Source organism: Pseudomonas sp. B21-032 (assembly GCF_024748965.1).
Taxonomy (GTDB): domain Bacteria; phylum Pseudomonadota; class Gammaproteobacteria; order Pseudomonadales; family Pseudomonadaceae; genus Aquipseudomonas.
Genome location: NZ_CP087180.1, coordinates 3505081 through 3531111, shown reverse-complemented (window position 1 = coordinate 3531111; position 26031 = coordinate 3505081). Strand labels below are relative to the sequence as shown.

Sequence of the window (26031 nt, the reverse complement as noted above, 5' to 3'; positions counted from 1 at the left end):
GGCCTCAGGCTCCTGCTGCACCCAGGGCTGGCGCCTGGGTGTCGATACGCTTGAGCGGCGCCCGCTCGCCGCGAAAGTGCGGGAGGATGTGCTCGCCCAAGCGGTAGGCTTCTTCCAGGTGCGGGTAGCCGGCGAGGAAGAACAGGTCGATGCCCAGCGCGTTGTACTCGCGAATCCGCGCCACCACGTTGGCGTAGCTGCCGACCAGCGCCAGGCCCGGCGGAATGCCGATGTAACCAAAACCGGCCCAGACGTTGGGGTAGATGAAAAAGTCGTCGAACGGCCGGGTTTCGTCCTTGGCCGCGTACTCATTTTCGTAACTGAGCTTGCGCGCGGTGCGCAGCCCGGCATGGGCGGCCACAGCCTTGACCGCACCTTTGGCCACGCCTTCGTCGAAGAAGCGCTTGGCCTCGGCCAATGCCTGGGCTTCGGTCTCGCGGGTAATCACATCGATCGACAGGCCGAAGCGGATATTGCTGCGGCCATGCTTGAGCGCGCGCTCGCGTATGTCGGCTATCAGCGTGCGGATCTCGTCCGGGTGCTCGGCGCGCATCAGGTAGAAGTCGGCGTGGCGGGCGGCGAATTCCCGCGCGGCGATCGACGAGCCGGCGGTGCAGATCAGCGGCAACTCGGCCTTTTTCTGCGGGCCGCGCAGGCCGCCGCCTTCGGCCTTGTAGAAGCGCCCCTGGTAGTGGAAGTTCTCCGAGTGCCAGTATCCCTTGACCACGTCCATGAACTCGGTGGCGCGCTCGTAACGTTCATCGTGGTCGCTGAAGTCGCCAACCTGGCGCTGCACGCTATCCGAGCCGCCATTGATGATGTTCCACACCAGGCGGTTGCCGCTGGCGCGCTGGTAGGTCGCCGCTTGCTGCACCGCGATCCAGGGCGTGTAGTGGTAGGGCTGGAAGGCGGTGACGTAGCTCAACGTGCGGGTTTCGCGGGCCAGCAGCGAGCACACTGTCCAGGGCTCTTCGCCGGACGGCGCGTTGACCATCAGCGCGCCGCCGAAGCCGTTGATTTCGGCGGCGCGGGCGATCTGCCCGAGGTAGTCGATGTAGGTGAAGTGATCACCCACGGCAAAGTTCGATACGGCGCCGGTGCTGTCGCCGCCGGCATGCCAGTCGCCGCGGTTGCGCGGGTCGCCGGGGAGGAACTGGGTTTCGCCGTGCAAGGGCAGGCGGGTGAAGAATTCAATGCTCACGGTCAGCGTCCTTATTGCACGGTGGGGTTGCAGAGGGGGGCGATGGGCTGGTCGTTGAACACCTTGCGGGCAAACGGCAGCGAGTCCTTGAGCGAGGCGTTGACCGTCTCGCTGTGGCCCAGACCCTTGTACAGGTGGCCTTCGACGATCGAGCCGGTCTTGCAGGCGTCCTGCATCAGCGCCACCTGGGTGGCAGCCGCCGGGGTCTTGTCTTCGGCGCCGGTGCCGATGAAGATCGGCTGGGCGAGTTTCAGGGTCGGGTAGGAGACCTGCGCCAGCCACGGCTTGAGCTGCTCGCCGCTGTTGGCCTTGCGGGTGTTGGCCGGGGTCAGGCCGGTGCCGAGCACATCGGCCACCAGCGACGACAGGCAAGTGCTGCGCGCTTGTTCGAACAGCGGCAGGGCCTTGTCGGTGTAGAAGTCGCGTGGGTCGATGCTCGGGTCGTACTGCTGCGCCGCCAGCAGGGTGTAGAAACCGTAGGCCAGCGAGGCGTCGACCTTGTCCTGGTCCTGTTCGCCGACGTTCTTGGCGCCGACGGTGTAGATCACCCCGGTGCCGACGCTGCCCTTTAGGCCCAGGTCCGGGGCATAGGTGGGCGCATAGGCGGCCGAGGCGAAGGCGCCGGCGCCGCCCTGTGACTGGCCGACCACCAGCACCTTGTTGGCCAGCCCCGGCACCCCGGCGATCACCGCGCGGGCGGCATCGAGGATGCCGTAGGCGGCCATGCGGTTGTTCAGCAGCGGATGGCCGCCGGGCACGCCCAGGCCCTGGTAGTCGGTGGCGACGATGGCGTAGCCCTCGTTGAGCCAGCGCGTCAGGTACTGCACGTCGCGGTAAGAGCGCCCGGCCCAGGACGGCGCGCAGACATCCGCCACGCCCACAGTGCCATGGCCCCAGGTCACTACTGGCCAGCCGCCTGCCGGCGCCTGGCCTTTGGGGATGAACAGCGCGCCGGAGACCGCCACCGGGGTCTTGCCGTCGATGCCGTCGGTAGAGCTGTAGAGAATGCGCAGTTGCGAGGCGGCGCCAGGCAGGCTCAGGGTCTTTTCCAGCGGTTCGCTGCGCAGCAGTTTGCCCGGTTTGCCAGGGATCGCCTGGCTCCAGCTGTAGAACGCCGAGACCCGGCCATCGCCTTGCAGCGGGTCGGGCTTTGGCGCGAAGGTTTCTGCGGCCACGGCGCTGAGCGACAGGGCCAAAAGGCTCAGGCCAAAGGCGAAGGTTTTTTTAAGTTTCATCGAGAGGTCCTTGCACGGTGCGTTTGCCAGGCTTGAGCGAAATGCGTGCCAGGGCGCTGCAGGGCCCGGTTTTGCGGGGCCGAAATGCCTTCAAGGGCAATCCTGGCGGCGCGTCGATGCTGGCTGGCAGCCACGGGTTGCTGGGCGACTGCTGCTGTGGCAGCAGCGACAAGCGCATATCTCTAGTTGGAATATATAAATGCTAATTAATAATTATTTGTTCTAATTTGTTTCGGGCACTATGGCCCTGCGCTTTCACTGCCAGGAATGCACCATGTCGCTGATAACCCATCCCCATGCCCGGGAACTGACCAAATCCGTACGCGCCACCGTTCTGGTGTTCAAGGACCCGCGCTCCCAGGAACTGCTCAGCCGCATCGAACGCCTGGCGCCGAGTGAAGCCAACACCCTGATCATCGGCGAGACCGGCACCGGCAAGGAACTGGTCGCCCGCCATATCCATAAACTCAGCCGCCGCGGGCGCGAGCCGTTCGTGGCGGTCAACTGCGGCGCCTTCGCCGAAACCCTGGTCGAGAGCGAACTGTTCGGCCACGAGAAGGGCGCCTTTACCGGTGCCACCAACAGCAAGGCCGGTTGGTTCGAAGCGGCCAATGGCGGCACGCTGTTCCTCGATGAAATCGGCGACCTGCCGTTGAACATGCAGGTGAAATTACTGCGCGTGCTGCAGGAGCGCGAAGTGGTGCGCCTCGGTTCGCGCACACCGATCCCGATCAACGTGCGCCTGGTGGCGGCGACCAACGTCAACCTTGCCGATGCGGTGGTGGCCGGGCATTTCCGTGAAGACCTGTTCTACCGCCTGCACGTGGCAACCATCCGCCTGCCGCCGCTGCGTGAACGGCCTGGGGATATCCTGCCGCTGGCTGAGTTTTTCCTTGAAGAGCACTGCCAGCGCCTGGGTTACAGCCGCGCCAGCCTGAGCCTGGAAAGCGAACGCAAGCTGCTCTCGCACAGCTGGCCGGGCAACATCCGCGAGCTGGAAAACGCCATTCACCATGCGCTGCTGGTGTGCCGGCAACAGGTGGTGCAGCCGGCCGACCTGCACCTGGTGGACATGCGTTCGGTGGGCATCCGCCAGGAAGAACACAGCCAGCCGCTGCGCATCGCCAGCGAGCCACCAAGCCTTGAAGCGGCGCTGACGGCGCTGTTCGAGCAGAACATCGCGGACTTGTACGAGCATATCGAGCAGACGGTGTTTCGCAGCGCGTACCGCTTCTGCCATGGCAATCAGTTGCAGACCGGGCGCTTGCTGAATATCAGCCGCAACATCGTGCGCGCGCGGCTGGAGAAAATTGGTGAGTTGAAGCGCACGGACGGTGTCGCCCTTTAGGGCCTCATCGCGGGGCAAGCCCGCTCCCACAGAGTGGGACCGGCTTGACCCGCGATGCTTAAAGTTCATCTGATCCGTATAATTACCGCCAACCTGAATCTGTAACTCAGTACACCCAAAAGCCATAGTAACGGCCTCCCTGATGAGGTCCGAACCATGTATCAGTATGACGAGTATGACCGTGCGCTGGTGTTCGAGCGCGTGGCGCAATTTCGCGATCAGGTGCGCCGGTTCATGGCTGGCGAACTGAGTGAAGAAGAGTTCCTGCCCCTGCGCCTGCAAAACGGCCTGTACCTGCAAAAGCATGCCTACATGCTGCGCGTGGCCATTCCCTACGGCACCTTGGGTGCCCGGCAGCTGCGCACCCTGGCGCAGATCGCGCGCGAGTACGACCGTGGCTACGGCCACTTCACCACGCGCCAGAACATCCAGTTCAACTGGATCGAACTGGCCCAGGTGCCGGACATCCTCCAGCGCCTGGCCGAGGTCGAGATGCATGCGATCCAGACCTCCGGCAACTGCGTGCGCAATATCACCACAGAGGCCTTCGCCGGGGTGGCCGCCGACGAGTTGCTCGACCCGCGGCCGCTGGCCGAGATCCTGCGCCAGTGGTCGACCATCAACCCGGAATTCCTGTTCTTGCCGCGCAAGTTCAAGATCGCCATCTGCTCGGCCATCGAAGACCGCGCAGCAATCATGATGCATGACATCGGCCTTTATCTTTACCGCGACGGCCGTGGCCAGATGTGCCTGCGGGTGATGGTCGGCGGCGGCCTGGGGCGCACGCCGATCCTCGGTCTGCAGATTCGCGAAGGGCTGGCGTGGCAACACCTGTTGTCCTACGTCGAAGCCATCTTGCGCGTGTACAACCGCCATGGCCGGCGCGACAACAAGTACAAGGCGCGGATCAAGATCCTGGTCAAAGCGCTGGGCATCGAGGCGTTCTCCCGCGAGGTGGAGGAGGAGTGGCAACACATCAAGGACGGTCCGGCGCAACTGACCGAGGACGAATTCCAGCGTGTCGCCGCCGCCTTCGAACCACCGGCCTACGACAGCGTCATCGATGATGAGCTGGCCTACGACACCCACCTGGCCCAGGATCACGCCTTCGCCCGCTGGGTGGCCTGCTGCGTCAAGGCGCACAAGGTCCCGGGTTATGCCAGCGTGGTGCTCTCGACCAAACCGGGCGATGCCTCGCCACCGGGCGACCTGACCGATGCGCAGATGGACGCGGTGGCCGACTGGTCGGAGCAGTTCGGTTTCGGCGAGATCCGTATTGCCCACGAGCAGAACCTGATCCTTCCCGACGTGCGCAAGCGCGACCTGCACGCGCTGTGGCGCCTGGCCTGCGAGCGCGGCCTGGGCACCGCCAACATTGGCCTGCTGACCGACATCATCGCCTGCCCGGGCGGCGACTTCTGCGCCCTGGCCAACGCCACCTCGATCCCGATTGCGCAGTCGATCCAGCGCCGCTTCGATGATCTTGACTACCTGCACGACCTGGGTGAGCTGAGCCTGAATATCTCCGGCTGCATCAACGCCTGCGGCCACCACCACATCGGTAACATCGGCATCCTCGGCGTCGATAAAAACGGCAGCGAGTGGTACCAGGTGACTCTCGGTGGCGCCCAGGGCAAGCACAGCACCTTGGGCAAGGTCATCGGCCCGTCGTTCAGTGCCGCCGAGATCCCCCAGGTGATCGAGCAGATCATCGCCACCTACTGCGCTTATCGCGAACTGGACGAACCCTTTGTCGACACCGTGCGCCGGGTCGGCCTGGAGCCTTTCAAGGAACGTGTCTATGCCAAGCGCCCGGAGGAGCTGATATGCGTAATGTGATTGGCCTGCGCAACGGTGAAGCGCAGTTGATCGAGGACGATCCCTGGCAGCTGTTGCGCGAACCCGGCGAGCTGCTGCCTGACGGCCTGGTGATCTTGCCCCTGGCCAGCTGGATTGCCCGCCGTACCCAGCGGCCCTTCGGCCGTGATGGCGTGTTGCTGGGCCCGGATGACGAGCTTGAGCCGCTGCGCCCGTGGCTGCCCCAGGTGCCACTGATTGCCGTGGATTTCCCGAGCTTTCGCGATGGTCGTGGCTACAGCCAGGCTTACCTGTTGCGTAGCCGCCTGGGCTGGCATGGCGAGCTGCGCGCGGTGGGCGACGTGCTGCGTGACCAGCTCAGCCATATGCGCCAGTGCGGTTTTGACAGCTATTCCGTGCGCGAAGACAAGTGTGCCGAGGATGCCCTCAAGGGCCTGGCCGGCATGAGCGTGCTGTACGGGCGTTCGGTGATCGAACCACGGCCGCTGTTTCGTCGGCGCTGACGCCGTCGCCGGGTTCGGGCTACCATGCCGGATCGCCCGTTCGACAGGATGTTGCTGCATGCCATTCACTACCCGCGTTGCCCGGCCCAGTGATGCCGAGGCGCTGAGCATCGTCGCTGGCCAGACCTTTGCCCTGGCCAGCCCGCCAGACGCTGCCGCCCAGGCGTTGCAGGCGTACATCGACACGCAGTTGCAGCCCGAGCACTTTGTCCTGCACCTGCTCAATCGGCGCAAGCGCCTGCGCGTGCTGGAGCACTTGGGCACAGTGGTGGGCTACAGCCTGCTCGACAGCACACCCGAGGTATTGGGAATTGCTGAAGCGGACGGCTTGCCGGAGCTCAGCCGCTGCTACGTGCTACCCGAGCACCATGGCCACGGCGGCGCCCAGCAGTTGCTCGACGACACCCTGGCGCAGGTCAGCGGCGCCATTCGCCTGACCGTCAACGAACAGAACGCCCGGGCGATCCGCTTCTACCAGCGCAATGGTTTTGGCAAGGTCGGCGAGGCCGTGTTCGAATGCGGGCCGGAGCGCCATCGCGACTGGGTGATGGTCGCGCGGCGTTGATAAAACTGGTTAAAGTGGCGTTCACCTCTTATTGCTCAAGGTTCTGTTCATGACTGATCTCAGCGCATTTCCGATCACCCGCAAATGGCCGGCCAAACAGCCCGAGCTGCTGCAGCTGTATTCGCTGCCCACGCCCAACGGCGTCAAGGTGTCGATCATGCTCGAGGAGATCGGCCTGGCCTACGAGGTGCACAAGGTCAGCTTCGAGAGCAATGACCAGCTCACCCCCGAATTCATCTCCCTGAGCGCCAACAACAAGATCCCGGCGATCCTCGACCCCAACGGCCCGGGCGGCCAGCCGCTTGCGCTGTTCGAGTCCGGGGCGATCCTCATCTACCTGGCGGAAAAAACCGGCAAGCTGCTGCCGGCCGACCCGGCCAGGCGCTACCAGACCCTGCAGTGGCTGATGTTCCAGATGGGCGGCATCGGGCCGATGTTCGGCCAGCTAGGGTTCTTCAACAAGTTCGCCGGCAAGGACTATGAAGACAAGCGCCCGCGTGACCGCTATGTGGCCGAGTCGCGGCGTTTGCTCGGGGTGCTCGACAAGCGTCTTGAAGGGCGCGACTGGGTGATGGACGAGTACAGCATTGCCGACATCGCCATTGTGCCCTGGGTGCGCAACCTGATCGGATTTTATGAGGCGGGCGAGCTGGTCGGCTTTGACGACTTTGCCAACGTCAAGCGCGTGCTCGCGGCGTTTGTGGCGCGGCCGGCGGTGGAGCGGGGGCTGAAGATCCCTGCTTAGCGCCCAATCGCGGGGCAAGCCCGCTCGCACATACCTGTGGGAGCGGGCTTGCCCCGCGATGACTAAAACACCTGCCGAAACACCCAGTACAACCCCCCGGCCAGCACAATCGCCGCCGGCAAGGTCAGCACCCAGGCCATCAGCAGGTTGAACAGGGTGCGCATCTGCAAGCCCGAGCCATTGGCAACCATGCTCCCGGCCACCCCGGACGACAGCACGTGGGTGGTCGACACCGGTAGCCCGTACATGTCCGCCGCGCCAATGGTGCACATCGCCACCAGCTCCGCCGAGGCGCCCTGGGCGTAGGTCAGGTGGGTCTTGCCGATCTTCTCGCCGACGGTCACCACGATGCGCCGCCAGCCGACCATGGTGCCCAGCCCCAGGGCGATGGCCACGGCGATCTTCACCCACAACGGAATGTAGCGGGTGGCGCTGTCGATCTGTTGCTTGAACAGCTGCACCTTGGCCTGGGTATCGACATCGAACTGCGCCAGCTGGTGCTTGTCGATCAGGCGGATGGCCTCGGAGGTCAGGTACATGTCGTTGCGCACGTTGGCCATGGCCTCAGCGGGCACCCGGTTGAGCGAACCGTAGCCTTTGACTTCGCTGCCGATCATCCCGGCCAGCGCCGCCAGGGCCGGTAGCAGTTCGTCGCTGGCCTGTGGCTGGCGGATGAAGGCGCTGAGGGTCTGTCGTGGGTCCGCCGGCGCTGCTTGCGGGGCGCTGCGCTGCAAAGCCTGCTGGGTGACCTCGGCGACGACGGCGAACTGCAGCGACTGGTCGGCCGGCATGGTCCGGTTCAGGGCGTAGGCCATGGGCAGGGTGCCGACCAGGATCAGCATGATCAGGCCCATGCCTTTTTGCCCGTCGTTGGAGCCATGGGCGAACGACACCCCGGTGCAGGTGAGGATCAACAGCCCGCGAATCCACCAGGGCGGCGGCGTGTTGCCGACCGGCGCCTGGTACAGCTCGCGGCGCTTGACCAGCATGCGCAGGGCCAGCAGCAATAGCGCCGCGCAGGTAAAGCCCACCAGCGGCGAGAGCAGCAGCGAATAGCCGACCTTGCTGGCCTGGGCCCAGTCCACGCCGCTGGTGCCGTCGCGCCCGTGCATCAGTGCGTTGGCGATACCAACGCCGATGATCGAGCCGATCAAGGTATGCGAGGACGAAGCCGGCAGGCCCAGCCACCAGGTGCCCAGGTTCCAGATGATCGCCGTCAGCAGCAGGGCGAACACCATCGAGAAACCGGCCGAGGAGCCAACCTGCAGAATCAGCTCCACCGGCAGCAAGGCGATGATGCCGAAGGCCACCGCGCCGCTGGACAGCAGCACGCCAAGAAAGTTGAAACAGCCGGACCACACCACGGCCACCGACGGCGGCAACGAATGGGTGTAGATCACCGTGGCGACGGCGTTGGCGGTGTCGTGAAAACCGTTGACGAACTCGAAGCCCAGGGCAATCAGCAACGCCAGGCCGAGCAGCAGGAAGGGGGTCCAGGTGGTGACGACGGTGCCGGTGGCGTCGATGTCGCGCAACACGCTCCAGGCGGTATACACAAGGCCGGCCACCAGCAGGCCGAAAAACAGGGTCAGGGTGGTACGGCCGGGTTTGTGATCCAGACGTGGGCGTGGATCGTGGTTGGCCAGCGATGGGCTGCCAGCCAGGGTCGGGGTGGTCATGATGACGGGTCCGGGTTACCAGAAAGGGTCTAGCCTTGCCCGGCCATGATAAAAACAATCGGTGACAGCACCGTGACCTCGGTCAAGGAAAGTCCTAGGATCAAGGGACCTGCCGATGGAGGGTAACGATGATCCGCTGCAAACGCGTTTATGACCCGCAGGACGCTGCCGATGGCCAGCGGGTGCTGGTCGACCGCCTGTGGCCGCGCAACACGCGCAAGGACCAGCTGCAGGCCCTGTGGCTGCCGCAGGTGGCGCCGTCAACGGCGTTGCGCCAGGCGTTTCATCAGGGTGAAGTGGACTTTGCCGGCTTTGCCCAGCGTTATCGCCAGGAACTGACGGCGCAGCCGGCGCACTGGTGGAAGCTGCTGGGCATGGCCGGGCAGGGCGACCTGACCTTGCTGTATGCCGGCAAGGACACCGGGCACAACAATGCGATGGTGCTCGCGCAATGGCTTGAGGATGAGCTGGAGCGCCAAGGGCCGGGGAGTTCGCCGGTGTGTTATGCCGACGAGTTCAAATCTTGAAAAGCATCGCGGGTCAAGTCGAGTCATCGCACCGCCGCTCCCACAGTGGCCAGGATCAATGCAATCCTTGTGGGAGCGGGCTTGACCCGCGAAGAGAACCACTATGACCTTGCAACTGACCCCCGCCACCGACCAGCACCGCACCTTCGCCCGCGACCTCACCCGGCGGGCCATGCTGCCCTATTACTGCGAGTTCGACCTGCTCTGGCAGGAAGAAGCCTTCGACCAGGCCTGGGGGTGGCGCGAGCAATGGCTGATCAGCGACGCCGAACAGCCGCTGGGTTACTTCAGCCTCAGCCAGGACCGCCAGGCCCTGTTCATCCGTGAACTGCACCTGCTCGAAGGTTTTCGCGGCCGCGGCATCGGCAGTTGGGTATTAACGCAACTGGCCGACTGGACCAGCCAACGGCACTTGCCGCTGCTGCGCCTGATGGTGTTCAGGAGCAACCCGGCGCAGGCGTTGTACTTGCGCCACGGTTTCGAGGCGGTCGGCGAGGACGAATGTTTCGTGCGCATGCAGCGGCGAACTGACATTTTTACCAGTAGCGGCTGAGTGAACCTCGGGCATAGAGTCGACCGGGCATGGCAGTAACCGGATCAACTGACTCAAGGTGAATTCAAATGAGCACTGTCAAACCGTTTTCTCGATCTAATTCCAGCCTGGACGTGTCGCCAGCAGAAGCTGATTACGACGCTGTCATTCACGCCACCCTGACTATCCGCAACGCCAATGGCCAACCGGTACCGGGTGTTCAAGTGGAATGGAGTGAGCGTGATGGTAAAAAGCAAATCGAGATTGAAAACCCCACCAATGCCACTGACGCCAATGGCCGGGCGACCTGTGAAGTGAGAAATGGCACTGTGCCCATAAAACCCGGCCTGGGGGGCAAGGGCACCCTCCAGGCTTTTATCGGTGATGAGTATTTCCACGCTGACGTCAGCTTCCGTGACAAGCAATAATCTCGCTAGCGAGCTCCCCGTGTCGTCATAAGGACGACCCCCTGCTGAGCAACGGTGGCTTCCAGCAGTTTGCTCTGCACCGGCAACAGGTCGCCAATCAGCAGGTTCTGCAAAATCGGCTTGCCCTCGAAGGTGTTCGGCCCCAGCACCACCTGCTGCACACCCTCGACCCGCACCACCGCCTTGCCGACCTTGCCCAGGGTGTTGCCGCTCAAGGTCAGGGGGCCGGCCAGCGGCGTGGCATTGCGCAGGCTGACGGCGTATTCCGGGCTGTTGCCGATGCGGTTGCCGATCAGGCTGACGGCGCCGACCTCGCTGGCATCCACGGCGCTGCCCTGGCTGTTGCCGATCAGGTTGTCGCTGATCAGCAACGGTGCGGCTGCGCTCGGCGTCAGGTTGCGCAGCTGGATGCCGTTGCCCCGGCTATCGCCAATCAAGTTGCCGCTCAGTAGCAGGGCACCCTGTTGCTCGCTGACTTCGATGGCCGCCTTGTGCGCGCCAAGGATCAGGTTGTGCTCGATACGTGCGCGGGTCTGGCCGCGCAGGCGGATGCCGCTGTTGTTGTCGATGCCGCGTAGCTGGTTATTGCGGACCACGACCTGGCTGTCGCGCACGTCGATGGCGTACTGCTGGGACTGGCCGAACTGGCTGTTGTCGATCTGCGCCTGGCTGTGTTGCAGCTCTACCGCGCTGGACAGTTCATTGAACTGGCTGTCGCGGATGATCAGCGTGGCCGGGCGGGTGGATGCCGCCTGCTGGCTGCTCAGGGCGGTGCTCAGGCCGCGCGAGAGGTTGGCGTTGTAGCCCAGGCGATTGAGGGTCGAGCCGATCACCTGGGTGTGGCTGCCGGCCCAGGCCACCACGAACGGCCGCCAGGTGCGCTCGGTGCTGCCGGGCTTGTCGCCGGCGACGCTCTCCAGGCGCGACTGGTTCAGGCCCAGCCAGCCCTGGTTGATCAGCGCCGTGCCGGAGTAGCTGTACAGGTACAGGCTGGTGCCTTCGAGCAACAGGCCGCCGTCGCTGGCGATCACCAGCGGGTAGCTGAGCAGGTAGCCGTCCTTGTAGCGCTTGATGATCTTCGGGTCGTTGAGGGCCTCGTGCAGTTGCGCCAGGCTGATGCTGCCGCCGCGCACCATTACCGCTTGCGGGTGATGCGCCTGGTAGCCGGCGATGGCGCGGAACAGGCCGTTGTTGACGAACGGCTCGAACGGCCAGCTGCCGGCCTGGGAGGAGAACATCGGTTGCAGGCTGACACTGGCGCGGCCGGCCGGGCGCGGGCGTTCGCTGACCTGCAGTTGCACGGCCTGGCTGACCTGTTGCTGCAACTGCTGCAGGTCGCGCTGGTGTTCGGCGCTGTCTACCGCGCGCAGTGTTTGCTGCAGCGGCAAGCTCTGGCTGGCAGCCTGGGCCAGGGCGCTGAACAACAGCGCCAGGCAGGAAAGGGTAAGCGGGCGGGCAAGCATGGCCATGACGGTTCGTCCTTGGGTTACGGCAGTGTGGGATAGAACGGCTTGAGCGGGCCGCCGATCTGGCTGTAGTTGTCGACCTCGCCATCCTCGCTGTCATACAGCTGGCGGGCCAGGCGGTTACCCGGGGCGCGCTGCAGGAAGGGGATCAGCCAGGCCAGTTTGTACGGGGCGACGTCGCTCTGCGATTTGCCCTTGAGCTCGGGCAGGCCGTCGGGGGCGAGGATGCTGCGGGCGGCGAAGTTGGCCAGTAGCTCCAGGGTCTGCTGATCGTCGCTGCTCCACGGCAGGTCGTTGGCCCGCGCTGACTCGGCCAGCAACACCAGCGGCACCAGGGCGTACTGGCTGTAGGTGGCGGCCAGCTTGCTGCGCGCCACTTCCAGCGGCAGGTAGGCGTAGCTGCCGTCAGCGGACTTCACCGCCTGCTGCAGGCCGCGGCGCAGGTTGCCGTCGGCCCACTGGATGAAGTCGTCGCGCTGCACCAGCATGCCGGTCGCCGCCACCGCCCAGGCCGCCCAGTAGTCGTGGTTGTTGAACCAGCTAAAACCGGGGCCGCGACGCGGCTGGTACTCGGCGATGATGCGCTCGCCCAACTGGTTGAACCAGGCCTGCTGCGCCGGTGACAGTTGCAGCTTGGCGTCGCTGGCGGCCTGGGTCATCAGCAGGGTCGAGGCCATGGCCGCCACCGCCCATTTGCGCGCGGCCATGCCGGTGCTGCTGGCGTCGGGGTTAAGCAGCGCACCGGCCCTGGCCCATTGCTCCAGCCACTGGTCCTGGCAGGCCAGGGCCATGTTCGCCTCCTGCGGATTCTTCGCCCGCTGGAAGCGCTTGCTGGCGTAGATCAGGCCGCCGATGAACTGTTTGACCTGCTTGCCGATCTGTTCGCTGTTGGCGTCCGGGCTGCTGCGCAGGGTCGACTTGCTGGCGTCGCGCTGGTCGTACTTGCTTTGTAGCTGCAGGCTGCCGGTGTAGGGCGGCGGTGCTTGTTTGCTGCAGCTCAAGGTGCGGTAGTCGGCGATCATCGCCGATTGCGCGGTGGCCCGTGGCGGCCAGATCGAGCTGGCCGCCAGGCTGTCGGCCAACTGCAGGCTGGCGCACAGGCCCAGGCCCAGCGCGGTCCAGGTCTTTACAGGCATACGCGGGTTTCCACTTGGGTGGCGGCGGTGCCGGGCTTGGTCGGCTCCATGAACACCGACAGCAGGTTGGCCCCGGCAAATTCCTTGGCCCGGCTCAATTCAAGGTAGTACTGGCCGCCGCTAACCACCGCCTCGCGGCGAAACCAGACCTTGTCGCGGGCGCCGTTGTCGTAATAGACGATCACGTAGAAATCCTTGACGTTCTTGTCGCTGATGCGGATATCGAGAAAGCCCTGGCCGTTGCCGAGGTGCTTGCGGTTTTCGCCTGCGTTGCTGAGCAGTTCGATGCGTTCGTTGACCCGCAGCGGCGGGCGCTCTACCCGGTTGGCCAGGACTTCGGTCGACACCGGGCAACCGCCCTTGATCGCCGGGATCAGCTGGCGGTACATCTGCTCGGATTCCAGCTGGTAGTTGGCCGGCAGTTCCCAGATGATCAGCTTCGGCGGTGCCTTGGGCTTGTAGTTCTCTGACAGCAGGTATTCGAGCAGCGAGCCGTCCTGGCCGACGCCGGGCAGGGCGTAGTTGAGGATGTCGACCTCAAGGTACTGCTTGAGGTAGCCGTCGAAGTTGAACTGCTTGCTCTCGTCTTCACGGGCGGCGGCGTTACTGTCGCCAACCAGGATCACCTCTGGGTCCGGCGCGTCGTCGAACAGCGCATCGGCACCAGCGGCCTCGGGGATGGTCTGGTAGCCGCGCACGTACTGGAAACCGTAGTTGTTGCCGCAGATATAGCTCAGCGCCAGGTTCAGGGTGCCGTCCTTGGGCACCATGACCCCGGGTTCGGTGCGGTAGCTTTTTTTGCTCAGGTCGGCGTAGAACGGCTGGCGACGGATTTCTTCGGCAACCAGCCGCGCCGTAGCTTGGGCACCGGCCGGGGTCCAGTGGTGGTCACGGCGAAAGAAGAACTCGCCCTTGGGCGGGGTGTGCACCAGTTGCATCAACGGCGGCACCACCGCGCCACCGGCGCGCAATTGCTGCAGGTAATTTTCCAGGTTGCCGCTGGCGCGGGCAAAGTCGAAGCCATGCAGCTTGTCGGCGTAAAGCTTGTCGCGGTGCATCAGGCCACGGGTCGGTTGCACCGCCATGGCCACATGGATGCCCTGTTGGCGAAAAGCGGCCATCAAGCGCGCGAACTCCGGGCGCATGGGCGCCGGGATGCCGAAGTCGTTGGTCAGGTCGACCGCCGAGCGGAACAGCCAGCGGTCCTTGGCCGGAACGATCTCGCGCATCAGCTTCATGCGCCCTTCGGCGTAATTCTGCGGGTTGCGCAGGCCCGGGCAGACCATGCACTCAAGGCTCGTGCAACTGGCCTTGGCGGGCTCTGCGGCCACGCTCGGCGCGCTCAGCAGAGGGCCCAGCAGCGCCGCCAGGCCAAGGGGAAGAATGCGCTTCATGATCACTCGCTCGGGTCGATGCTGTTGGCCAGGCTCATGCTCTGGTAGCCGGCGCCCTTGGGCAGCAGCACATAGCTGTAGGAGCGGCCCTTTTTCAGGAACAGTTCGTCGAACCGGGCAACGTTCTGCTCATCGACGTAGGCGGCAAAGCCGATCTTGATCTCGTTGACCATGCGGCTGCCGGTCTGGTCCTTGCCCAGCGGGTCGACGATCACGTGCTTGCCATCGACAGTTTTCAGCGCTGCCTGGCCCGGGGTCAGGTTGTAGAAGGCGACCTGGGCTTTCTTCGGCTCGTTGACGTACTTGTCGGCGATCAGGGTCAGCTTGCTGCCATCGAAGACCACGGTGCTGGCGGCGTTGGCCTTGAGCTGCGGCTCGATGGCAGTACCGCCGACGGCGATCTTGTGCGCGCCGGCCGGGGTGAAGCGGTAGCCGCTGAGCTGGCCGGCGGCGACCCGTTGCGCGGTGATCTTGCCGCTCAGGGTCACATCGATGTTGCTGCCGGACAGGTTGAGCACGCGCACGAAGGCCGAGTCGGCCGGGGCCACGGCGTCGTAGAGGTCGGCGTTGCCTTCGGCGGCATGAACGGCGGCGCTGCCCAGCAGCAGGGCGGAAGTGGCGAGCAGGCGTTGCAGTGCAGTGTTCATCAGTCTCTCCTTAGAAATGTTGGGTCTGGCCGGGGCGGCTCAGCGAGCCGAGGCGGTGGGCGAGCAGGGTGCGCAGGGGGAATTCCCAGACCACGGTGTCGATCTCGGGGTTGCTCAGCTGGTCGCTGGCAAGGAACTGGCTCATGGCCTCGAACGGCCCGCGGGCTTCCACCGACACGCTCAGCAGGTCGCGGTTGAGCGCCTCCTTGAGAAAGCCGACGAAGTTCCAGTCATCGATCTTGCTGTAGCTGGTACCCACCAGCATCAGGCTCTGGGTTTCACTGGCAAACAGGTCGCTGGCGCTTTGCTCGGCCTTGAGGGTTTCGTACAGGGCGATCTGGTTGGGGCCGAACTGCGGCGCCAGTTGCGCGTGGTTGAACTGGATGTAGTTCATCAGGTCGCCCTTGACCGTCTTGTCGGCGACTTTGTGCGACAGGTAACGCTGGTCACCGAGCAGTTCCGGGTGCTGGCGGGCCAGCTCGTAGGCACTCAGGCGCGCGCCTTGCGGGCTCCAGTGGGTGTCGGACTTGAGGAACAGCTCGGGGCCGGCAAGGTTGGCCAGAAATGCCGAGCGCAACGGCGTGACGGCAATCTCCTGCGCCTGCAGGCGCTCGACGAAACGGTCGTAGAGGCTGATCGCCCGTGGGTCGACGGCGCGCTCGGTGTGCGCGGAATACACGTCGACTTTCATCGGCAGCGGCAGCACGATCAGGCGCTTGTTGTGGGCCTTGAGCTGCTGCTCGATCTCGGCGATCTGCTTGAGCTGGCCGTCGAGGTTGGCCTCAAGGTTGTTCGGCACGCGGTATTCCTGGTTGGTGTAGAGCCAGCCGTCCTTGCCCAGCACCACGCCCTTGGTGCCTTCGTCGAACAGCCGGTACTGGGCGTTGGCCCACAGCTCGACCGACGGCTCACGGAGGAAGAAGCGCTTGTCGTAGACCTGCTCGAATTTGCGCAGCAGCTTGCCGTCGACGAATAGGTTCCAGGCGTCGGTCTGGTTGCGGGCAAAGCTCAACACCGGGGGCAGCGAGTAGACGAACATGCCCGCCAGCAGGACGCCGAAGGCAATGCCGTTGACCTTGCTGGCCGAATTCATGACCGGGTACATGGCGGTCTCCTAGAACTGAAAGTACAAAAAGGGCGAGAACGAATGCGCCGCCAGGCTGCTCAGCGCCAGGGCAAAGCCAGCCCACAGCAGCAGGGCCTTGAGGCCGCCGACATGGCGCATGAAGTACTGCTCCTTGTTGACGGCGTAGAAGCGCACGTTGTTGCTGCCGGCCAGCACCAGCCAGCACAGGGCGATGGCGGCGAACGACATGGCCATCTTCGAGGCGCCAAGCACGTACAGGTCCAGCGAACCGAGGCCGTTGAGGCCGAACAGCGCCTGGTAGATGTCGATGCTGTGGCGCAGGTCGTTGGTGAAGAACAGCGGCATGCTCAGGATGATCAGCACGAAGGTGCGCAGGTTGCGGCCCAGGTGGTAGGGCGTGGTGATCTTGGTCGCCAGGTTGAATTTGCGCTCGATGACCATGCCCAAGCCGAAGAACAGCCCCCAGCAGATAAAGGCAAAACTGGCGCCGTGCCACAGCCCTGACAGCAGCATGGTGTAGACCAGCGCCGGCAGCGCCCCGGCGATGCGCTTGCGCACCAGCGGCATGTACACGTAGTCGCGCAGAAAGTGCGCCAGGGTCATGTGCCAGCGCGCCCAGAACTCGGTGATGCTCTGCGACACATACGGCTGGTTGAAGTTTTCCGGAAAACGCAAACCCATCATCAAGGCCAGGCCCAGGGCCATGTGGCTGTAGCCGGCGAAGTCGAAGTACAGCTGCAGGGTCGAGACCACCAGGCCGAACCAGGCATCGCTCAATTGCAGGGTGCCTTCGCTGATGAACAGCACGTTGATCGGCGCCAGCTGGTCGGCGATCAGCACCTTCATGATGAAGCCGAGCATGAACCGGCACACGCCCAGCGAGAACAGCTCCAGCGAATGGGTGCGCTGGCGCAGCTGCGGTGCCAGCTGGCTATAGCGCAGGATCGGGCCGGCCACCAGGTGCGGGAACAGCGCGACGAAGGCGGCGAAGTCGATGAAGTTGTTGGTCGGCGTGGCGTCCTTGCGGTAGATGTCGACGATGTAGCTCAGGGCATGGAACACATAGAAGGAGATACCCAGCGGCAGGAAGATCGTCTCCAGGGTGAAGGTGTTGATGCCCAGCGGCGCGAGCAGGGCGGCCAGCACCTCGGCGCCGAAGTTGGCGTACTTGAAGTAGCCCAGGGTCGACAGGTTGCCGATGATGCCGATCCACAGCAGGCGGAACGCCCAGCGCTTGTCGCCGGCATCCAGGCGCGCCTTGATGCGCAGGCCGAACCAGTAGTTCCAGTAGGTGATGGCGACGAACAGCAGCAAAAAGTCCGGCCGCCACCAGGCATAGAAGATGTAGCTGGCGGCGACGATCACCGTCGAACGCCACGGCGCCCGGGCGAGGAAGTACACGGCCAGGAACAACGGCAGGTAGAGGAACAGGAAGACGTTGGAGGCGAAGATCATCTCGGGTTCCGTCCTTAGTAGCTGACCACGACGCCGAAGGTCAGCTGGTAGTCATCACCACTGTCCAGGGCGTTGCCGGCGTTGAGGTAGCTGGCGCTGACCAGGGCGTTGACGTCCAGGTGCTTGCCATCGATGGCCACTGGAAACATCTTCCAGTAGTAGTTGAGGTCGAGCATCTGCCCGACGTCCTTGCCGCCGCCGTGGTTGCCCTGGGCAATGGCGCGGTTGCGCGCGCTGCGCTGGTCGCCTTCAAGGCGAATCGGCAGGGTGCCGTTGGCATCGCGCAGCTTCAGTTCGGTGAGGCGAAAATCCAGGGCGCTGCGCGGTGTCGGGTTGGTTTCCAGGGCGATGCCGTAGTAGCTCAGATTGCGCAGGTCGAGGCTGACGAAAGAGCTGGCCAGGCGCGTGCTGTAGCTGCCCTGGCGGGTGATGCGGTCGGACTGGATGGCATTCAGGCGAAAGCCGTCGTTGTCGTTGCTCGGCTTGTCGGTCAGGCCGCCGCGCAGGGCCACCCGTGGTGTCCATGGCAGGTCGTGGAAGCGCTTGCCGATTTCGCCCAGGGCCGCCCAGCCGCTGGCGTTGTGGCCGCTGCTGGTGAGGCCGTTGACATCGGTGTTGTCGACCTTGCCGTCCAGACCCGCGAGTTCCAGGTGGTAGTCGCTGAACAGCGGCGTCAGGTCAAGATCGTCAGCCTTGAAGAACAGCCCGTAGCGCATGCCCTTGAAGTCGTAGCGGTCTTCGGCGTCGTGGCCGCTGTGGTCATTCTCGTGCATCAGGCGCACGCCGGCCCAGTTGTGCTCGCTCCAGCGGTAGGCGTACTCGCCCATCAGGTAGGTGGTGCGCTCCTCGCTGTCGGCCAGGCGATTGACGTCGCTGTTGTAGTTGTAGAACTTCTGCGCCACGGCGACAAAGCCACGGGAGAAGGTGTCGTTGTAGTTGAAACGCAGCGACTCGATGCTGTCGTCCCACCAGATGCCGTAATCGTCGAAATAGCGCTGGCGCCCGGCCGACAGCGAAAAACGCGGGTCGTCGCCGAGCAGGTTGCGTTTCACATACAGCTCGCGCAGTTCGGCGTACCAGCCTTCGGGCTGTTCGCGGTCGAGGTTGTTGGCGTTTTCGTTCTGCACGCTGGCCGACTCGCTGGAGTCGTAGTTAAGCCACAGGCGGCCATAGACCATCCACTTGGCCCAGCGTTTTTCCGGCGAGTACCAGGCGAACGACGGCTCGTAGCGCAAGCTGTAGAACATCTCGCGGCTGCGGCCGACTTCGGAGTTTTCCGGGCCGTAGCCGGTTTGTACGGTGAGCTTGTTGAAAAACTCCGAGGTGATCACCGGCTCGCTGCCATCGGCGACCCGCACCGGCTCGCTGCTGTCGGCCTCGGGGCCGGTGACTTCTTCCAGGGCGTGCGCGGGGTACAGCGGCGCCAGGGCCAGCAGGGCGCCGAACAGGGTGTGGTGGGCTTTCACAGGGTTGCCTCCTTCAACAGATCGTTGCGTGCCGCCAGGGCGCGCGCGATGTCATCCTTTTTCAGGGTCTTTTCCAGGCGCGTGACCAGGCTGCGGGCACCGTTCTCGCCCAGCGCCACGGCCACCTGGGCATAGGTGTAGGCCTTGACCGGGTCATGGCAGATGGCACGGCCGTAAGCGTGCAGGGTGGCCATGCGGTACCAGGCGGCGGTGGAGCCGGCCCGGGCCTGGGCCTGGAAAATCTCCAGGGCCTTGTCCTGGTCGGGCTGGTCGGCCACGCCCTTGCTGTAGTACTCGGCCAGCAGCAGCTCGGCGTCGGGGTAGCGGCTGGCAACCAGCTCGTCGATCAGCGCGCGGGCCTTGTCCGGGTCCAGGGTCAGCCAGTTGTTGACCATGTAGAACGAGGCCTGCAGCGCCTTGGCCCGGGTCGCTTCGCGGGTCCGCACCTGGTCGATCAGCGCCTGGGTCTCTTCGGCGTTGTGCTCGGTGGGGTTGGAAATCATAAAGTTGGCCTTGGACACCATCGCCGGCACGAAGCCGCGCTCGACGGCGTTGTCACGCCAGCGATGGGCTTCGCCGCGGGCCAGGTCCAGGGCATCGCTGCGCTGTTTCTCCAGGGCCAGTTGCGCGGCATCCGGCTGCACCCGCGCCGGGCCCATGGCACTGGCCTGGCGCTGGTAGCGGTCGGCTTCCTGCTCGGCGCGCTGCACGCTGTTGATGCTGTCGAGTAGCGAGCCGATGCGGTGCACGATTTCAACCGCCAGGGTCGGGCGCAGCGCTTCGAGGCTGCGGGCAAAGGCCGGGAAGGTGCGGTCCTGGTCGTCGCCGAGAAAGCGGTAGTAGCGGTCGATCGCCCGCACATCGACGCGCACTGCCTGCTGGTACCAGCGCTCGGCGCCGGCGCGGTCGCCCTGGCGCTCGGCCAGCACCGCCTGGTACAGCTCGGGACGGCAGTTGAGCAGGCACGACTGTTGGTACAGCGCCAGCAACTGCGCCGCCTGTTCGCTGGAGACCAGCTGTGGGTACACCAGGAACACCTCCAGGGTGGTACTGGCATTGCGCGGGTCGAGGGTCGCCGGGTAACGCGTCAGGGCCTGGGCCATCCACTGCTGTTGGCCCTTTTGCAGGCTCGGGGTGCGGTCCAGCAGGCGCGCCAGCGAGGCCAGCGCCGGCACCTGGCCGCGGCCGTCGGCAAACGCCTCCTGGTACAGGGCGATGACGTCTGCGCGGCTGGCGCCATCGCTGTTGGCCAGCACGTCACCGAGCAACAGCTTGGACGCCAGGTCACCGCGCTCGGCCAGGATGCGCAGGTCGGCACTGACATTGGCGCTCGGGTCCTTGTACAGCGCGTAGCGGATCTGCTCCAGGCTTTGCCCGGCCAGGGCATTACCGGCACAGGCCAGGCCAAAGCCTGCCAGCAGCAGGCGGGAGGGCGTCTTCGCATTCATTGCCTATTCCTTCCTTGGGGGTGCTTAGCGCGACGCCGTGAACGGCAGGCCCAGGTACAGGTCCACTGCCACCGGCTTCTGGTACGCGGCGCGCGGCAGCGGGCTGTCGGGGGCGATGGTCAGGGCCAGGTTCTTGTTGGCTTCATCGACGCGAGAGTCGATGACCTTGCCGCTGAAGGTCTCATCCAGGCCGAACACCTTGAGGTCCACCGAGGTCACCCGGCCGATGTCGGCGAGCTTGTCGAACGGCACGTTGGCGGTGACGAACAGGCCTTCATCCCTGGGCAGCAGATGCACCAGTGGCGCCTGCTTGTAGCCAAAGCCGTCGAGGGGCTTGCTCGGGAAGTACAGCTCGCAGTCGCACGGGCTGTTGATCACGGTTTCGATGGTGGCGCGCCCGAGCAAGGTCTGCAGGTCGCCGGGCGAGAGGTCGGCCACCGCCTTCATGTCGGCCGGGCTGGTGAAACTGGTGGCCAGCTGGGTGGAAATGCTCGCCACCGGCGCGCCGGCCTTGACCTCGGTCTGCCCCGGCGCCAGGAGGAACTTCACATAGCCGTTGTCGGGCATGCTGATGACCTGGGCATTGGCCGAGACCTGGGCCTGTACTGCCGGGATACGGAAGAACAGCAGGTAGCACTTGTAGGCGACAAAGCCCAGCGCGGCGAGGCCGGCGGCGGCATACAGCAGGGTGCCGAGGGTGGCCTTGAGGCGCTCGCCAGAGCTGCGCGCACTGGCGTACTTGTGCTTGCGTTCCTTGATGTAGTTTTCTCGCTGCATCACGTTGAACAGGCCATTGATGTCGGCGATTTCGCCCGACAGGTAGGCGCTGATGATGTAGCGCAGGATGTCGCGCTTTTGCGAATCGAGCTCGACGAACTGGGCGCCGACTTCCTGGCCGCGCTGGGAGACGATCTTGATCTGGCTGTCGATGTTCAGGTCGACCTGGTTCAGGCGCAGCTGGATCGAGGCGTGGTACAGGCTGCCGATCTTCAGCGGCTCGGGGTGGACCAGGCCGATGCCGCCCAGGGAGATGTCCTGCAGGGTGCTGTCGAACGGCGGCTGGCCGGCCGCGCTGAGCTTGACCCGGGCATTGAGTTTGGTGCGCACGTACTGGCGTTCGTCGATGGCTTCGTGGACTACGTTGGCCGGTACTGCGGGTGTGCTTGAGCTACTCATGGCAGGCGCCTTTCCTTAACGTTGCGTGAGTTCGAGAAGAACCGAGATGACCCCGAAGAAAATCGCGATGGATGAAAACAGCATCGCCTTCGAGGACCAGCGGTTCAGGGCGGCATCGAAGTTGACGGCGCCGTTGCTTAATGTGGTTTTTTGCCGGGTCCAGCTCTGCTGGTCCATGTGGAACAGGGCGTAGACTTTCATCAGCGAGCCGATGATCTGGTTGTAATAAAGAACGAACGGGTACACCGGGCTGACCGGGTGGCCGGCGAACAGAAACAGCACGGTGACGATGCTGCGCGACAGCAGCACCCAGAACAGGTACACCAGCAGGTACTGGATGCCGAACACGATGCCGGCGACCACCGAGGCGGTCAGGCCCATCAGGCAGGTCCACATCGACACCCGCTGATCGAGCAGCACGTAGAGGGTGAACAGGCCCAGGCGAGCGCGGCCGAGCAGGGCGGTGGCGCGAAAGTTCTGGCGCAGCGAGTTGCCGTACCAGCGGAACATCAACTGGCGGGTGGCGCGCCAGAAGCTGTTGTCTGGTGGATGCTCGACGGTCAGGGTGTTGCTGTCGGGCACGTAGAAAGTGTCCCAGCCGGCGCGCATCAGGCTCAGCCACGACGACTTGTCGTCCCCGGTCAAAAACTGAAAGCGCCCCAGGCGCCAGTGCTGGAGAAAATCCGCCTCGACGTCGCGGATGAAGTCCGGGTCGGTCATGACGCTGGCGCGAAAGAACGACAGCCGTCCGGTCAGGGTCAGCACCCGGTGCGACAAGGCCATCGAGCACATGTTGATGTGCCGCTGGACGAAGCGCATCGAGTGCCACTGGCGCATCAGGCTGCTGCCTTCGACTTCGCAGAACTCGTTGGTGGTCAGGCCGCCGACGTTGGGCAGGTAGGCAAACAGCTTGACTGCACGCTCGACGCAGCCGGGCAGCATCATGGTGTCGCCATCGACCACGCCGACCACCGAGTCTTCCAGCGGCATCTGCCGTGACAGGGCGCGAAAGGCATGGGCCAGGCCGTCACGCTTGCCGGTGCCACGGGCGCGGACGATCACCAGCTTGATGTCATCGCGGTCCTTGACCTCGTTGCGCATGATCTCTTTGATGAACTGCTCGTCGCCCTTTTCGACGATCGAGGCAATCACCGTGCACGGCACCTTCAGCCGCTGCACCTCCTGGAACACCGACTGGTAAACCTTGAAGGTGGTGTGGGTGGGGATGCGAAAACTGGTCACTACCATGAACATGTGCGCCGGCAGCGCCGCATCGCCCATGCGCTCGACCGCCTTGCGCATGCGCGGGAACTTCCAGTGCAGAAAGTACATGCCGCGCAGGTAATGGACGATGGCGTTGCCATAGCGCCACATGCCCAGTGCACCGATGATGAAGATGAACTTATGGTGCGCAGGGTCGAGGTACTGCGGCGCGACCATCTCCGACGCCAGCGCGATCAGGCCGAACAGGCAGGCCCAGGCGCAAAACCGCGCGCCTGCCTGCAGGTAGTCCGGCCGGCCCGAGGGCGGCTGTTGCTGTCGTTCCATGTAGTCGTTGCTCCTGTGTTCGGGCCGCACCCGGCTGAATGACATGCGCACTGTTCGCGCCTGGCCAGGACAAGGCCGGCCGGGCAGGAGGCAGGTGGGCAGTCAGTCAGGCGGGGCGCCTGGGTCAATCGCCGGGTACTCTCTGGATGGAGTACTTTCTGGCTGGAGTGCTCTTTGCTGGAGTACGGGGCCTTACCAGCAGATACCTTCACGCCGGGCATCGCTGCCGTGGGCCATGAAGCCGACCAGGTCGATGATCTGCTTGCCGTCGCTGGCATCCAGGGCTTGCGCAAAACGGTCATCGTTGTTGCCCAGCACCACCACCTCGGCGTCGCGGATCACCTGCTGCAGGTCGTTGCACAGCAGCGACGAAACGTGGGGGATCTTCGACTCGATGTATTCGCGGTTGGCACCGAACACCCGCGCGTACTCGACGTTGGCGTCGTAGATGGTGAGCTCGTAGCCTTTGCCGATGAGCATTTCCGCCAGCTCCACCAGCGGGCTTTCGCGCAGGTCGTCGCTGCCGGCCTTGAAACTCAGGCCCAGCAGGCCGATACGGCGCTTGTCCTGACGGGTGATCAGCTCGAAGGCGTTCTTCACCTGGTTGCGGTTGCTGGCCATGATCGAGGCCAGCAGCGGGTGCTCGACGTCCAGCTGGCCGGCGCGGTAGGTGAGGGCGCGCACGTCCTTGGGCAGGCACGAGCCACCGAAGGCGAAGCCGGGGCGCAGGTAGTAGCGCGACAGGTTGAGCTTGTAGTCCTGGCAGACCACATCCATCACCTCGCGGCCATCGACGCCGGAGGCCTTGGCGATGTTGCCGATCTCGTTGGCAAAACTGACCTTGGTCGCGTGCCAGACGTTGCAGGTGTACTTGATCATCTCGGCGACTTCGATCGACTTGCGAATCACCGGGGCGTCCAGGCCCTGGTACAACGACTGCAGCAGGTCGCCCGATTGCGCGTCCAGTTCGCCGATCACAGTCATGGCCGGAAAATCGTAGTCCTGGATCGCGGTGCTTTCGCGCAGGAACTCGGGGTTGACCGCCACGCCGAAGTCGATGCCGGCGCGCTTGCCGGAGTACTTCTCGAGGATCGGAATCACCACGTTCTTGGCCGTGCCGGGCAGCACGGTGCTGCGCACCACGACGGTATGACGGCTGGCCTTGTCGCGCATGGCGGTGCCGATTTCGCGGCACACCGCTTCCATGTAGACCAGGTCCAGGTCGCCGTTTTTCTTGCTTGGGGTACCCACGCACAACAGCGACATCTCTGTAGCCAGTACCGCAGCCTGGACATCCGTGGTGCCGCGCAGGCGGCCATGGCGCACGCCATCGAGCAGCAGTTGCTCAAGGCCCGGCTCGACAATGGGCGACTTGCCCTGGTTGATCATGTCGATCTTGGCCGGCGAGATGTCCACGCCCAGCACCTGATGGCCCCGTGCAGACAAACAACCGGCACAGACAGCGCCTACATAACCCAATCCAAAAATACTGATATTCATAGTTCCCTCTCCCAAGGTGCAGCGAAAGCTGACCGAGATACTCAGTTAAACGGCATGGTCGACGCGGCAGACGCGCAAGAAAAAGCAGCGCGCTAAAAGGAGGCGATGCAAGCGTTTTTCGTTGTCTTATTACATCCTAAGGGAGTTTTTTAAACTTCGGCAAGCAGTCTCTAACTCTTGCTTGGATAAAGTTTAAATCCACTCTGTTAAAGTTTAAAAACCGTTAAAAATCAATGATTTAAAGTTTGTGGTTAGTTCGGCGTCAAAAATCCGATAACAGCATTTTGCCGAGAAAATGGCGCCAGAAAGCCGTTGCCTTTGTGGCTTTTGACGATTTTCATGGTTTTTTTGACGGGGCTTTTGCATGCGCTATGGAACTTCTTTATTCTCCCCGCGTTGTTGTATTAGTGGCTGTTGATTTCGTCGGTGATGGCACTTTAGCTATTAAGCAAAGTTGTTGGCTTATTAGCGCCTTGAGTAACAAGTGTGGGGCACAGTTGCAGGTTGTCCAGACAACCCCGGACAGGTAGGGCGGGCTTTGACTTGTGCCGCGCGGCTGATCGCGGCATAGTTCGGGCTTCGTTCGAGGCACGCCATTGACGGCTGTGTGCTCATCCATCCGGATGCTGGATAAAGGACGCCAAGCAAATGAACGGAATCGGTTCGCGTATCAGGGAAGAAAGAGAACGGCTGGGCCTGACCCAGCGCGCCTTTGGCGACATTGGCGGGGTAGAGCCCAACGCCCAGGGCAAGTATGAAAGCGGCGAGCGCACGCCCAAGGCCGACTACCTGGCGGCAGTGGCGGCGCGCGGGGTCGACGCGTTGTATGTATTGAGCGGAGTGCACACGCCGGTCGAACACAGCAGCCTGAACACCCAGGAAGAACAGTTGCTCAGCAGTTTTCGCCTGCTGCAAGAGGCCGACCAGGCTGCCGTCCGGCAGTTGCTCGGCAGCCTTGCCGAACGTGCCCAGATGCCGCCGGCGAGAGCGGGCGGCTATGAGCGCGGGATGTACGGGCGACTGTCGGGCAAATGAAAAAATGACGTCAGGTAAATGACGTCTTCCGTTAGGTCTACGGCTGTATTTTTTGCTAAGGTGGCGGGATCCAATTACCGCCGCAGTGCGAG

23 protein-coding genes are annotated in these 26031 nt (G+C 64.0%); 9 read left to right on the top strand and 14 right to left on the bottom strand.

Annotated elements, in window-relative coordinates; all coding sequences use genetic code 11:
* Positions 1-4: 4 nt before the first annotated feature.
* Positions 5-1201 carry an LLM class flavin-dependent oxidoreductase gene (locus LOY54_RS16090; protein WP_258607154.1) on the bottom strand — a complete coding sequence of 399 codons (1197 nt, stop codon included), beginning with the start codon at positions 1199-1201 and terminating at the stop codon, positions 5-7.
* 11 nt (positions 1202-1212) lie between these two features.
* On the bottom strand, positions 1213-2436 hold the full coding sequence (locus tag LOY54_RS16085; RefSeq protein ID WP_258607152.1) for a lipase family protein: 1224 nt from the start codon (positions 2434-2436) through the stop codon (positions 1213-1215).
* A 274-nt stretch (positions 2437-2710) separates the two neighbouring features.
* Between LOY54_RS16085 and LOY54_RS16080 the strand changes: the two genes are divergently transcribed.
* The 5 genes from LOY54_RS16080 to LOY54_RS16060 all read left to right on the top strand — a co-directional run bounded on the left by LOY54_RS16080 (position 2711) and on the right by LOY54_RS16060 (position 7415).
* Positions 2711-3784 (top strand): sigma-54-dependent Fis family transcriptional regulator, encoded by a 1074-nt coding sequence (locus LOY54_RS16080; RefSeq protein ID WP_258607150.1) that lies wholly within the window; start codon positions 2711-2713, stop codon positions 3782-3784.
* A gap of 156 nt (positions 3785-3940) precedes the next feature.
* Positions 3941-5623 carry a nitrite/sulfite reductase gene (locus tag LOY54_RS16075; RefSeq protein WP_258607148.1) on the top strand — a complete coding sequence of 561 codons (1683 nt, stop codon included), beginning with the start codon at positions 3941-3943 and terminating at the stop codon, positions 5621-5623.
* Positions 5611-6105, top strand: a complete 495-nt coding sequence (locus LOY54_RS16070) for a DUF934 domain-containing protein (RefSeq protein WP_258607146.1) — start codon at positions 5611-5613, stop codon at positions 6103-6105. Before LOY54_RS16075 ends, LOY54_RS16070 begins: the two co-directional genes overlap by 13 nt.
* A gap of 58 nt (positions 6106-6163) precedes the next feature.
* The gene (locus LOY54_RS16065; RefSeq protein ID WP_258607135.1) at positions 6164-6670 is read left to right on the top strand and encodes a GNAT family N-acetyltransferase; all 507 of its coding nucleotides are present in this window, start codon (positions 6164-6166) and stop codon (positions 6668-6670) included.
* Positions 6671-6719: 49 nt separating this feature from the next.
* Positions 6720-7415 (top strand): glutathione S-transferase N-terminal domain-containing protein, encoded by a 696-nt coding sequence (locus LOY54_RS16060; RefSeq protein ID WP_258607134.1) that lies wholly within the window; start codon positions 6720-6722, stop codon positions 7413-7415.
* 62 nt (positions 7416-7477) lie between these two features.
* Here LOY54_RS16060 and LOY54_RS16055 read toward each other — a convergent pair whose 3' ends face one another.
* Positions 7478-9094: an inorganic phosphate transporter gene (locus LOY54_RS16055; protein ID WP_258607133.1), complete on the bottom strand. Its 1617-nt coding sequence runs from the start codon at positions 9092-9094 to the stop codon at positions 7478-7480.
* A 128-nt stretch (positions 9095-9222) separates the two neighbouring features.
* Between LOY54_RS16055 and LOY54_RS16050 the strand changes: the two genes are divergently transcribed.
* The 3 genes from LOY54_RS16050 to LOY54_RS16040 all read left to right on the top strand — a co-directional run bounded on the left by LOY54_RS16050 (position 9223) and on the right by LOY54_RS16040 (position 10581).
* The gene (locus LOY54_RS16050) at positions 9223-9621 is read left to right on the top strand and encodes a DUF488 domain-containing protein (RefSeq protein ID WP_258607132.1); all 399 of its coding nucleotides are present in this window, start codon (positions 9223-9225) and stop codon (positions 9619-9621) included.
* Positions 9622-9724: 103 nt separating this feature from the next.
* Positions 9725-10174 (top strand): GNAT family N-acetyltransferase, encoded by a 450-nt coding sequence (locus tag LOY54_RS16045; RefSeq protein ID WP_258607131.1) that lies wholly within the window; start codon positions 9725-9727, stop codon positions 10172-10174.
* Between the two features lie 68 nt (positions 10175-10242).
* Entirely contained in the window at positions 10243-10581 is a 339-nt protein-coding gene (locus LOY54_RS16040; RefSeq protein ID WP_045194025.1) for an Ig-like domain-containing protein, read from the top strand.
* Positions 10582-10586: 5 nt separating this feature from the next.
* On the opposite strand, the gene LOY54_RS16035 is transcribed toward LOY54_RS16040, so the two are convergent.
* The 11 genes from LOY54_RS16035 to LOY54_RS15985 all read right to left on the bottom strand — a co-directional run bounded on the left by LOY54_RS16035 (position 10587) and on the right by LOY54_RS15985 (position 24904).
* The gene (locus LOY54_RS16035) at positions 10587-12050 is read right to left on the bottom strand and encodes a right-handed parallel beta-helix repeat-containing protein (protein ID WP_258607130.1); all 1464 of its coding nucleotides are present in this window, start codon (positions 12048-12050) and stop codon (positions 10587-10589) included.
* Positions 12051-12067: 17 nt separating this feature from the next.
* Positions 12068-13183: a polysaccharide lyase gene (locus tag LOY54_RS16030; RefSeq protein ID WP_258607128.1), complete on the bottom strand. Its 1116-nt coding sequence runs from the start codon at positions 13181-13183 to the stop codon at positions 12068-12070.
* A complete protein-coding gene (locus tag LOY54_RS16025; RefSeq protein WP_258607127.1) occupies positions 13174-14577 on the bottom strand; it encodes an alginate O-acetyltransferase AlgX-related protein in 1404 nt (467 codons plus the stop codon). Before LOY54_RS16025 ends, LOY54_RS16030 begins: the two co-directional genes overlap by 10 nt.
* Positions 14578-14579: 2 nt before the next feature.
* On the bottom strand, positions 14580-15224 hold the full coding sequence (locus LOY54_RS16020) for an alginate O-acetyltransferase AlgF (protein ID WP_258607126.1): 645 nt from the start codon (positions 15222-15224) through the stop codon (positions 14580-14582).
* Between the two features lie 10 nt (positions 15225-15234).
* Entirely contained in the window at positions 15235-16329 is a 1095-nt protein-coding gene (locus LOY54_RS16015) for an alginate O-acetyltransferase (RefSeq protein ID WP_258607125.1), read from the bottom strand.
* A gap of 9 nt (positions 16330-16338) precedes the next feature.
* Positions 16339-17766 (bottom strand): MBOAT family protein, encoded by a 1428-nt coding sequence (locus tag LOY54_RS16010; protein ID WP_258607124.1) that lies wholly within the window; start codon positions 17764-17766, stop codon positions 16339-16341.
* Between the two features lie 14 nt (positions 17767-17780).
* On the bottom strand, positions 17781-19232 hold the full coding sequence (locus LOY54_RS16005; protein WP_258607123.1) for an alginate export family protein: 1452 nt from the start codon (positions 19230-19232) through the stop codon (positions 17781-17783).
* Complete coding sequence (locus LOY54_RS16000) at positions 19229-20680, bottom strand: sel1 repeat family protein (RefSeq protein ID WP_258607122.1); 1452 nt, start codon at positions 20678-20680, stop codon at positions 19229-19231. Before LOY54_RS16000 ends, LOY54_RS16005 begins: the two co-directional genes overlap by 4 nt.
* Positions 20681-20704: 24 nt before the next feature.
* Positions 20705-21856 carry a PilZ domain-containing protein gene (locus LOY54_RS15995; protein WP_258607121.1) on the bottom strand — a complete coding sequence of 384 codons (1152 nt, stop codon included), beginning with the start codon at positions 21854-21856 and terminating at the stop codon, positions 20705-20707.
* A 15-nt stretch (positions 21857-21871) separates the two neighbouring features.
* Entirely contained in the window at positions 21872-23404 is a 1533-nt protein-coding gene (locus LOY54_RS15990) for a glycosyltransferase (RefSeq protein ID WP_082075380.1), read from the bottom strand.
* Positions 23405-23596: 192 nt separating this feature from the next.
* Positions 23597-24904, bottom strand: coding sequence for a nucleotide sugar dehydrogenase (locus LOY54_RS15985; protein WP_045194015.1), 1308 nt, complete (start codon positions 24902-24904; stop codon positions 23597-23599).
* A gap of 648 nt (positions 24905-25552) precedes the next feature.
* Between LOY54_RS15985 and LOY54_RS15980 the strand changes: the two genes are divergently transcribed.
* On the top strand, positions 25553-25939 hold the full coding sequence (locus LOY54_RS15980; RefSeq protein WP_045194014.1) for a helix-turn-helix domain-containing protein: 387 nt from the start codon (positions 25553-25555) through the stop codon (positions 25937-25939).
* Positions 25940-26031 lie beyond the last annotated feature (92 nt).

Excerpts from the sequence above, each read along its gene's own strand:
- LOY54_RS16040 (WP_045194025.1), top strand. The coding sequence starts at position 10,243 with ATGAGCACTGTCAAACCGTTTTCTCGATCTAATTCCAGCCTGGACGTG.
- LOY54_RS16075 (WP_258607148.1), top strand. The coding sequence starts at position 3,941 with ATGTATCAGTATGACGAGTATGACCGTGCGCTGGTGTTCGAGCGCGTG.
- LOY54_RS16055 (WP_258607133.1), bottom strand. The coding sequence starts at position 9,094 with ATGACCACCCCGACCCTGGCTGGCAGCCCATCGCTGGCCAACCACGAT.
- LOY54_RS16000 (WP_258607122.1), bottom strand. The coding sequence starts at position 20,680 with ATGAATGCGAAGACGCCCTCCCGCCTGCTGCTGGCAGGCTTTGGCCTG.
- LOY54_RS16015 (WP_258607125.1), bottom strand. The coding sequence starts at position 16,329 with ATGTACCCGGTCATGAATTCGGCCAGCAAGGTCAACGGCATTGCCTTC.
- LOY54_RS16060 (WP_258607134.1), top strand. The coding sequence starts at position 6,720 with ATGACTGATCTCAGCGCATTTCCGATCACCCGCAAATGGCCGGCCAAA.
- LOY54_RS16020 (WP_258607126.1), bottom strand. The coding sequence starts at position 15,224 with ATGAACACTGCACTGCAACGCCTGCTCGCCACTTCCGCCCTGCTGCTG.
- LOY54_RS16050 (WP_258607132.1), top strand. The coding sequence starts at position 9,223 with ATGATCCGCTGCAAACGCGTTTATGACCCGCAGGACGCTGCCGATGGC.
- LOY54_RS16030 (WP_258607128.1), bottom strand. The coding sequence starts at position 13,183 with ATGCCTGTAAAGACCTGGACCGCGCTGGGCCTGGGCCTGTGCGCCAGC.
- LOY54_RS15990 (WP_082075380.1), bottom strand. The coding sequence starts at position 23,404 with ATGGAACGACAGCAACAGCCGCCCTCGGGCCGGCCGGACTACCTGCAG.
- LOY54_RS15995 (WP_258607121.1), bottom strand. The coding sequence starts at position 21,856 with ATGAGTAGCTCAAGCACACCCGCAGTACCGGCCAACGTAGTCCACGAA.
- LOY54_RS16065 (WP_258607135.1), top strand. The coding sequence starts at position 6,164 with ATGCCATTCACTACCCGCGTTGCCCGGCCCAGTGATGCCGAGGCGCTG.
- LOY54_RS16085 (WP_258607152.1), bottom strand. The coding sequence starts at position 2,436 with ATGAAACTTAAAAAAACCTTCGCCTTTGGCCTGAGCCTTTTGGCCCTG.
- LOY54_RS16025 (WP_258607127.1), bottom strand. The coding sequence starts at position 14,577 with ATGAAGCGCATTCTTCCCCTTGGCCTGGCGGCGCTGCTGGGCCCTCTG.
- LOY54_RS16010 (WP_258607124.1), bottom strand. The coding sequence starts at position 17,766 with ATGATCTTCGCCTCCAACGTCTTCCTGTTCCTCTACCTGCCGTTGTTC.
- LOY54_RS16045 (WP_258607131.1), top strand. The coding sequence starts at position 9,725 with ATGACCTTGCAACTGACCCCCGCCACCGACCAGCACCGCACCTTCGCC.
- LOY54_RS16035 (WP_258607130.1), bottom strand. The coding sequence starts at position 12,050 with ATGGCCATGCTTGCCCGCCCGCTTACCCTTTCCTGCCTGGCGCTGTTG.
- LOY54_RS16070 (WP_258607146.1), top strand. The coding sequence starts at position 5,611 with ATGCGTAATGTGATTGGCCTGCGCAACGGTGAAGCGCAGTTGATCGAG.
- LOY54_RS15985 (WP_045194015.1), bottom strand. The coding sequence starts at position 24,904 with ATGAATATCAGTATTTTTGGATTGGGTTATGTAGGCGCTGTCTGTGCC.
- LOY54_RS16080 (WP_258607150.1), top strand. The coding sequence starts at position 2,711 with ATGTCGCTGATAACCCATCCCCATGCCCGGGAACTGACCAAATCCGTA.
- LOY54_RS15980 (WP_045194014.1), top strand. The coding sequence starts at position 25,553 with ATGAACGGAATCGGTTCGCGTATCAGGGAAGAAAGAGAACGGCTGGGC.